7 protein-coding genes and 1 pseudogene are annotated in these 8,219 nt (G+C 72.4%); 2 read left to right on the plus strand and 6 right to left on the minus strand.

Annotated elements, in window-relative coordinates; translation table 11 throughout:
* The 4 genes from GTW43_RS05890 to GTW43_RS05905 all read right to left on the minus strand — a co-directional run.
* On the minus strand, positions 1–467 hold a 467-nt coding region (locus GTW43_RS05890), incomplete at its 3' end, for an ATP-binding cassette domain-containing protein (protein ID WP_161300551.1).
* Between the two features lie 95 nt (positions 468–562).
* Positions 563–1,471: an amino acid ABC transporter permease gene (locus GTW43_RS05895; protein WP_161300552.1), complete on the minus strand. Its 909-nt coding sequence runs from the start codon at positions 1,469–1,471 to the stop codon at positions 563–565.
* A 46-nt stretch (positions 1,472–1,517) separates the two neighbouring features.
* A complete protein-coding gene (locus GTW43_RS05900; protein WP_202501096.1) occupies positions 1,518–3,317 on the minus strand; it encodes an FAD/NAD(P)-binding protein in 1,800 nt (599 codons plus the stop codon).
* Positions 3,314–4,171: an amino acid ABC transporter permease gene (locus GTW43_RS05905; RefSeq protein WP_161300553.1), complete on the minus strand. Its 858-nt coding sequence runs from the start codon at positions 4,169–4,171 to the stop codon at positions 3,314–3,316. Before GTW43_RS05905 ends, GTW43_RS05900 begins: the two co-directional genes overlap by 4 nt.
* A 544-nt stretch (positions 4,172–4,715) precedes the next feature.
* Between GTW43_RS05905 and GTW43_RS05910 the strand changes: the two genes are divergently transcribed.
* Positions 4,716–5,657 carry an ABC transporter substrate-binding protein gene (locus tag GTW43_RS05910; protein WP_161300554.1) on the plus strand — a complete coding sequence of 314 codons (942 nt, stop codon included), beginning with the start codon at positions 4,716–4,718 and terminating at the stop codon, positions 5,655–5,657.
* A gap of 54 nt (positions 5,658–5,711) precedes the next feature.
* On the opposite strand, the gene GTW43_RS05915 is transcribed toward GTW43_RS05910, so the two are convergent.
* Entirely contained in the window at positions 5,712–7,016 is a 1,305-nt protein-coding gene (locus GTW43_RS05915; RefSeq protein ID WP_161300555.1) for a DUF5685 family protein, read from the minus strand.
* A 356-nt stretch (positions 7,017–7,372) separates the two neighbouring features.
* Here GTW43_RS05915 and GTW43_RS05920 point away from each other — a divergent pair, with 356 nt between their 5' ends.
* Positions 7,373–7,813, plus strand: coding sequence for a cell division protein SepF (locus GTW43_RS05920; RefSeq protein ID WP_161300556.1), 441 nt, complete (start codon positions 7,373–7,375; stop codon positions 7,811–7,813).
* A gap of 162 nt (positions 7,814–7,975) precedes the next feature.
* Here the strand turns inward: GTW43_RS05920 and GTW43_RS37415 are convergent.
* Positions 7,976–8,219 (minus strand): annotated as a pseudogene (locus GTW43_RS37415) (MFS transporter); the annotation flags it as partial.

Genomic DNA, 8,219 nt, shown 5'->3' on the forward strand with positions numbered 1-8,219 from the left:
GCGACGCGCTGCTGCTGGCCGCCGGACAGCTGCCGGGGGTAGGCGTCCGCCTTGTCGCCGAGCCCGACCCGGTCGAGGAGGCGGCGGGCGCTCTCGACGGCCTGGGCGCGCGGCCGCTTCAGAGCGGAGACGGGCGCCTCGACGACGTTGTCCAGGACCGTGAGGTGCGGGAACAGGTTGAAGTTCTGGAACACGAAGCCGATGTGGGTGCGCTGGCGCAGGACCTCGCGCTCGCGCAGTTCGTACAGCTTGTCGCCGGAGCGGCGGTAGCCGACGAGGGAGCCGTCGACGCTGATCCAGCCGCTGTCGACCTTCTCCAGGTGGTTGATGGTGCGCAGCAGGGTCGACTTGCCCGACCCGGACGGGCCGAGGACGACGGTGACCTCGCCGGTGCGCACCTGGAGGTCGATGCCGCGCAGCACCTCCAGTGAGCCGAAGCTCTTGTGGACGGACTTGATGTCCACCATGGGGACGGCGTCGGGGCGGGAGGTCTCGGCGGTGCCAGAGGTGTCGGAGGCGGACGCAGAGGCGGATGCGGGGACGGGAGCAGGGGCGGGGGCGCTCATCGGGTCGTGCCTTTCGCGTAGTGGCGTTCCACGTAGTGCTGGAGTACGGAGAGCGCGCTGGTCAGGAGGATGTACCAGGCGGTGGCGACCATCAGGAGGGGCACCACGCGGCCGTTGCGGCCGTAGATGACCTGCACCTGGTAGAAGAGTTCGCCGATCGCCATGACGGAGACGATCGAGGTGCCCTTGAAGAGGGAGATGACCTCGTTGGCGGCGTTGGGCAGGATCGAGCGCATCGCCTGCGGCAGGACGATCCGGCGGATCTGCCGCAGCCGCGGGATGCCGAGCGCGGCCGCGGCCTCCAGCTGGCCGCCGTCGACGGCCAGGACACCGCCGCGCACGATCTCGGCGGCGTACGCGGCCTGGTGCAGGGCGAGACCGAGGACGGCGGCGCTCATCGCGCCGACGAGCCCCATCGTGTCGAAGGAGAGGAAGCCGGGCCCGAAGGGGATGCCGAACTGCACCTCCTTGTAGAGGTAGGCCAGGTTGAACCAGAAGAGCAGTTGCACGATGAGCGGGATCGAGCGGAACGCCCAGATGTAGCCGAAGGCCACCGTGCGCAGGAACCGGCTCCGCGACAGGCGCATGAAGGCGAGCACGATGCCGAGCGCGAAGCCGAGGACGGTCCCGTAGAGGGTGAGCTGGAGGGTCGTCCAGACGGCCTTGAGGATGACGTCGGCGGTGAAGAACTCGCCGAACACCTCCCATTCCCAGCCGGGGTTGGTGACGAGCCCGTGCGCGAACTGGGCGAGCAGTACGGCGGTGACGGCGATGGCGACCCAGCGCCAGGGGTGGCGCACGGGCACGACCTTCAGCCCGCTGGGGTCGTCGTCGGCCCGCACCGGCGCGGCGCCCGGTTCCTTGTCGACGGGTGGCGTGAGCGGGGGATCGCCGGTCAAAGACATGAAGGTCCTCACGGGGACGGGGCTGCGGAGCAGGGGCGTACGGGGATCAGGCCGCGGCCGGGGACGGGTCCAGTGCGCGCAGGAGGTCGAGCACGGCGCGCGCCGTGGCGTCGTTCTGCCGGAACGTCGGGCTGTTGGTGCGCGGCCGGGTGAAGGCGCCGGCGCCCCGGGCGTTCGTGTGCGGGCCGAGGGCGAAGCGGCGCGGATGGGCGCTGCCGTCGCGGTGCAGGATCCGGCCGTCGGCGGGGTCGACGGCCAGCAGCCCGGTGGGGGTCGCGGCCGCGCCCTCGGCGTGCAGGGCGCGCAGCAGCCGGTCGCGGGTGCGGGCCAGCGTCGGCTGCGGGAGCCGGGCCTCGACCAGGGCGCGGGCCTCCAGGACGGCCCCGGGCACGGTGTCACCGGTCGCCCGGAAGACGCCGTCCTCGGCGCTCACCCGCAGCCCCGCCCCGAGGAAGCGGACGACTCCGGCGCGGGACAGGGCGAGCAGACGGCGCAGCCTCGGCCCGGGCGGCCCGGACGCGAGGTAGCTGAAGAAGCCGTGCCACCAGGGGCCGAGGTCGCCGAGCCGGACGAGCTGCCCGTACACGGAGAGCAGCCCGAGGAACACGGCGAGGTCGGGGTCGTGCGCGGGGTCGTGGCGGCGGTCCAGATCGGCGCCGATGTAGTCGCGCAGCGCGTCCTGGAGCGCCTCGGGCGAGGAGTGCCGGACGCCGTCGAGGGGGTGGTCGAGGCCGGTGAGGTCGAGCCGGTCGGCGGGGTCGGGGACGGAGGCGGCGACCAGGGCCCGGAGTTCGGCGCTGAGCGGTTCGGCCGCGGCGTACTTCTCCTCGAAGTCGGTCCAGGCGACGGCGGTGCGCTCGGGGTGGGCGGTGAACAGGCGGTGGTAGTGGGCGTAGCCGAGTTCCTTGTCGACGAGCGGCCACACGTCGCGCCGGAAGTCGTACCCGGACGCGCGCGCGAGGAGTCCGTCGATCTGGGCGGGGCCGAGGAAGCGCGGCAGCGGCGGCCGGTCGCCGCTGCCCGCGTCCCAGTCGTAGCCGATCTTCGCGTGGTACGGCACCCCGCGCCGCGAGCCGACGTGCAGCACGGGCTCGCGCCCGGAGGGCACGTACCGGTCGCCCTCGAAGCGGCCCCCGCGGCCCTCCGTGAGCAGCACCATCAGGTCGACGAAGGCGAGCCCGAAGCCGCGCACGATGACGTCCTGGCCGGGTGCGAGCCGGCTGAGGTCGGAGTCCGCGGTGAAGTCCGGCGGCAGGTGGACGAGCCCGTGCCGGTCGGCGTACGCGCTCAACTCGCGCTGCTCGTCGTCCGGTTCGGCGTCGAGGTGGCCCTGTGTGAGGACGACCGCGTCGGCCGTGAGCGGGCGTGGGCGGCCTTCGAGCCACACCTGCTGGCGGCCGCGCCGCGTCCCGGACAGCCGCAGGGCGCGCCGCGCGTGGTGGTGGACGACGACACCGGCGGGCAGGTCGGCGACCGCCTTCTCGTACACCCAGCGCAGATAGCCGCCCTGGCGGCGCCGGTCGGGGAAGACGCGCCCGTCGAGGCCGGCCCACTCGTGCAGCGCGGGCCCGGGCAGCACGGGACCCTCGAGGTCCACCGTGTCGTCGGTGAACATCGTGACGTCCTGCGCCTGCGAGTTCATCCAGAGCAGCGGGGACTGGTCCTCGCGCCAGATGCGGCCGCCGCCCGGCGGGAACGGGTCGACGAGGTGGATGTCGAGGTCCAGGGAACCCGAACCGCCGTCCAGCCCGCGCGCGTTGGCGGCGATCCGCTCGAGGACGCCGGTCCCGCGCGGCCCGGCCCCGACGACGACGAGCGAGCGGCGCACCGGGCGTACGGCGCTCATCGCCCGGTCCCGCGCGCGTAGTGCCGCTCGACGTAGTGCTGGCCGACGCTGAGCAGGGAGGTGACGACGACGTACCAGAGGGTGGCGACCAGGAGCAGCGGGATGACCTGGTAGGTGCGGTGGTAGACGAGCTGCACCGAGTAGAGCAGGTCCTGCACGGCGATGACGCTGACGATGGAGGTGCCCTTGAGGGTGCCGATCAGCATGTTGCCGGCGGGCGGCACGATGGAGCGCATCGCCTGCGGCAGCACGATGCGGCGCCAGCGGCGGACACGGCCGAGACCGAGCGCCTGCGCGGCCTCGATCTGCCCCCGGTCGACCGAGAGGATGCCGCCGCGCACCACTTCGGCGGCGTACGCGGCCTCGTGCAGGGTCAGCCCGACCACGGCGACGGTGACCGGGCCGAACAGGTCGACCGTTCTGATGCCGAGGATGTGCGGGTACAGGGCGCCGATGTTGAACCAGAACAGCAGCTGGACCAGGATCGGCATGGACCGGAACAGCCACACGTAGCCCCAACTGACCGCGCGCAGCACAGGGTTGGCGGACAGCCGCATGACGGCGAGCAGGGTGCCGAGGGCGAAGCCCAGGACCATCACGAGCGCGGTCAGCCACAGGGTGAGGCCGAGGCCCCGCAGGACGGCCGTGGTGGTGAAGTAGTCGGCGACGACGTCCCACTGGAAGGCCTCGTTGCGCAGCACCGAGTTCACGGCGAGGCCGAGCAATGCGAGGACGAGCGCGGCGGCGATCCACTGGCCGGTGCGGCGCTGCGGGACGATGCGCGGCAGGCCGGCGTCGGCGGGCGCCGCGCGGGGCGGGGTCTTCGGGATCTTGATGAGGGTCTGTGAGGACATGGCAGGCTCCGGATGCCGGAAGTCCGGCACGGTCTTGCCTTCACGTCTGCGGTACGTCCGGCACCGAGCCCCTCAGCAGCGGTACCGCACCGAGAGTAAGGGGCTGTTCACGTCATCTGTCAAGGGTGTCCAGACTGTGAGCCGTACGTCTCAAGTGAGTTGACGGGAAAACGGATGCCTGTTCCACTTGGCCCATGCATCCGCAGCAGTGGCTGGTCACGCGCTCCCACATCGACTTCGGTCGAGTGTGGTCCGCGTCTTGTTGATGCCCTTCCGGCGTCCCTTCCGCGACGCCGTCTGACGCCCGCCCGCTTCCACCGCGCGCCCGCGTCCTTCTCTTTCGACCGGACCCGTCCGGGTCCGTCGCGCTTTCCGCGTCCTGTGTGCGCCGCGCGGCCGCCGTGCCGTGCGCGCCTCCTTCGCGCCTTCACCCTGCTGCGCCCTCCCCTCCCCTCGCTCCACCGCGCTCCACCTGGTTCCACAGCGCCTCGCCTCACCTCGCTTCCCGCCGTCCGTGCCGCCTTCGAAGGGCAGTCCATCCGTCATGCGCTCCTCCACCCTGACCTCCGCCTTCGCGCTGATCACCGTCGCGACACTGGGACTGACCGCGTGCGGCTCCGGCGACGCCGACGACGCGGCCCCCGCAGGCGCCGCGCAGAACGACAGCATCCCGACCCGCGACGTGGTCTCCGCCCTGCACAAGGATCCCGCCGCCGCGAAACTGCTCCCCGCGGACGTCCGCAGGAGCGGCCGGCTCAGAATCGCGGTGACCGTGGGCGGCACCCCTCCGGGCTCGGCCTATCTGCCGGACGGCAAGACCATCGCCGGCCAGGACGTCGACTTCGCGCAGGCCGTCGCCAAGGTGCTCGGCCTCCGGCTCGACCAGGAGGTGGCGAGCTTCGAGGCGATCCTGCCCGCCCTCGACAGCGGCAAGTACGACCTGGGCACGGGCAACTTCGGCGTCACCGACGAACGCCGGAAGACCATCGACTTCGTCACGTACATCAACGACGGCCAGGGCTTCGCCGTGCGCAAGGACAGCGACCTGAAGAAGATCACCGCTCTCACTCAGCTGTGCGGCCTGAACGTGGCCACGGGCGCGGGCACGACCTTCGAGGCGACCCTCGAACAGCACAGGAACGACTGCGCAAGCGTGGGCAAGAAGGCCTACAGCGTGAAGACGTACGCGGAGTCGAGCGCGGTGTGGTCCTCACTCCAGCAGGGCCGCTCGGACGTGGTGATGAGCACGATCAACGGGCTGCGCTACGCGGTGCGGCACCAGGAGGGACTGCGCTTCCTCAACGAGTTCCACCGCCTGGACGTCGGCTTCGCCTTCAAGAAGGGCACCCCGCTGGCGCCCGCCTTCCGGGCGGCGGTGAACAAGCTGATCGAGGACGGCACCTACCGGAAGATCCTCGACAAGTGGGGCACCGGCCCGTCCGCGATCAAGACGTCACAGATCTCCCCGCCCGAGATCAAGGACTGAGCGCCTCGGGGCGGGGACCTGCGGAGCCCCATCGGGGCGGGCCGGACGGCGGGGTCAGCAGTCGCAGCAGGAGCAGCACTCGCAGACCTCGCAGCACGAACACGCCTCGCAGCACGAGCAGTCGCAGTCGCACGCGTTGCAGCAGCCCTCCCGTTTCTTGCGGGACCAGGGGCCCTCGAACTCGTCGGCGCAGCAGACCTTGCAGGTGCAGCACAGGCCGACCGCCGCGAAGCACCCGGCGAAGAAGCCGCGCTTGCCGGGCCGCTGCGGCTGCGAGGGACCGCCGCCGAAGCCGTCACCGCCGCCTCCGCCCCAGCCGCCGGGGCCACCGGGGCCCTGCGGTCCGCCGCCGTAGGGGTTGTTGGAGGCGTACGCGCCCGACCCGTCCGGCTCGTACGGGCTGCCCGGGGCGCCGGTCGGGGCCCAGCCCTGCGGGCCCTGGCCGTGCTGGGGCGTGGAGGCGGTGGCGGCGTGCGGGCCGTGCCCGGCCGCGCAGCCGCCGGTGCCGAAGGCGCGGTCGACGGACCGGCCGAGCTCGTGCGCGAGCAGCAGGTGCGCGAGCCGCCCGTCGGCGAAGTCGACCTCCCGCAGGGCGAGCCGGATCCCGTGCACGGCGTCGTCGGCGAGCCGGCGGGCCTCGGGCAGCGGGGTGCCGGTGGCGGTGAGCGGGTTCCAGGCGCCGGCCGCGGCGTCGGCGTCCCGGTCCTCGACGGCGTCGAGGAGGTGGGCGAGGCGGCCGAAGAGGCGGCCCGCCTCGGCGAGCGGCTCCGCGTTGTGCGGGCGGCCGGCGAGCACGGCGGTGTGGGCGAAGGCGGCGGCGGTCGCGGTCTCGGTCGGCTCGGTCACGGTGAGCACGGAGCTGCCGGGCCCGGCGAGCGACTCGAGGCCGGCCTGCCGCTCCACGGCGTCGACGAGCACCGCCGTGTCGAACCCGATGTCAGATCCCGTGCGGGCCCCGGCCCTTCCCCAGCTCGCGGCGACCTTGCGCGCGGCGGCGGCGACGGGCCTGCGGGCGAAGACGCCGTCGCGGTCGTCGACGTGGTCGCGGACCTTCGCCGAGGCGAGGACGAGCGAGACGGCGGCGGCGAGCCGGGCACCCTCGCCCTGGGCGACGGAGGCGGTGCGCATGCCGCGCAGCGGGCAGGGGCCGGCCTGGCGGCGCCCGCCACCGGTCGCGGCCGACTCGGTCTGAGCCTCCGTCAGGACCGAGACGAGCAGCCCGTCGTAGTTGGTGACGACCCGGGCGAACTGCCCGTGATCACCGCGCAGCGCCAGACAGAGCCCGCACAGATGGGCCATCCACTGCGTCTTGAGCCCCTCGCCGAGCCGGTGGCTGCAGGGCCTGACTATTCCGAACAAGGTGACTCCCCCGTGCACCGGATGACGGTGCGTCAACTGGACCGACACGCACCGTCAACACGTGATGGACCGCGAACGACGGCATCGTACCGAGCCGTCCCGCTCGCCGTTCGTTCACCCGTACGCCCCGCAACTAACCCAAACGCCGTGAAGAATCATATTTCACTCACTGTCAGCAGCCGTACCCCACGCACCCCTTGGGAATGCCGGGGTCACGCCGTGTTGACTGTGCACCAGTACCGTCACGAAAACCCCGCGCGGCGACTATCCCCTTGGCGCGGGATCTGCATCATGGACGAACATTGGGGATGCACGACATGCGGAACACAGAGGGACCGCTGTGAGAGGAGGCGTCCATGGGATCGGTGCGCAAGGCGAGTGCCTGGCTTGGCCTCGTCGACGACAACGATGACGAGCGTTACTACGACGACGACTACGCCGAGGGGACCGAGTCCAGGGACGACTCCTGGGTGACGGACCCGCGGGTGAAGGTGGCGACCGAGGAGGCCGAGGAGAAGGGGCGCCGCATCGGCACCGTGACTCCGGACAGCTTCCGGGACGCGCGCCGGATCGGCGAGATGTTCCGGGACGGCGTCCCGGTGATCATGAACCTCACGTCGATGGATCCGAACGACGCCAAGCGGGTCGTGGACTTCGCGGCGGGCCTCATCTTCGGTCTGCGCGGTTCGATCGACCGGGTCGCGACCCGGGTGTTCCTGCTGACCCCGGCGGACACCCAGATCGTGTCCGGGCGCGAGGCCACCCCGCAGCCCGACGGATTCTTCAACCAGAGCTGACCGGCTCCGCCGGAACCGACGGGAAGGGGCACCGCCCGGCCGCACGGCCGGGCGCCCGACCTGTCCGGCGGGTCTCGCCCGCCGCCCTGGCAGCACCGGTTTCCTGCCTGCCGTCCGGCCGGTCGTGCCCGCGCACGTGAGCCGCGTCAGACAGCGGTCGGCTCAGACAGCGGTCGACTGGGTCCGCGGCTCGGTCCGGGACTCGGTGCGCGACGACGGGCGCCGCGGCGCGCCGACCTCAGCGGTCCCGGCGCGCTCCGTACCCGCGCTCCCGGCCTTCTCCGGGGACGGGGCGGGCGCGGACTCCTCGCACTCCATCCGGCGCGGCAGCTTCAGCGCGGCCAGCGCGCCCGCGAGCAGCAGGACCGCGCTGACGACCAGCGTCACGTGCAGCCCGTGCACGAAC

The organism is Streptomyces sp. SID5785 (genome assembly GCF_009870065.1).
In the GTDB taxonomy this organism is placed as follows: domain Bacteria; phylum Actinomycetota; class Actinomycetes; order Streptomycetales; family Streptomycetaceae; genus Streptomyces.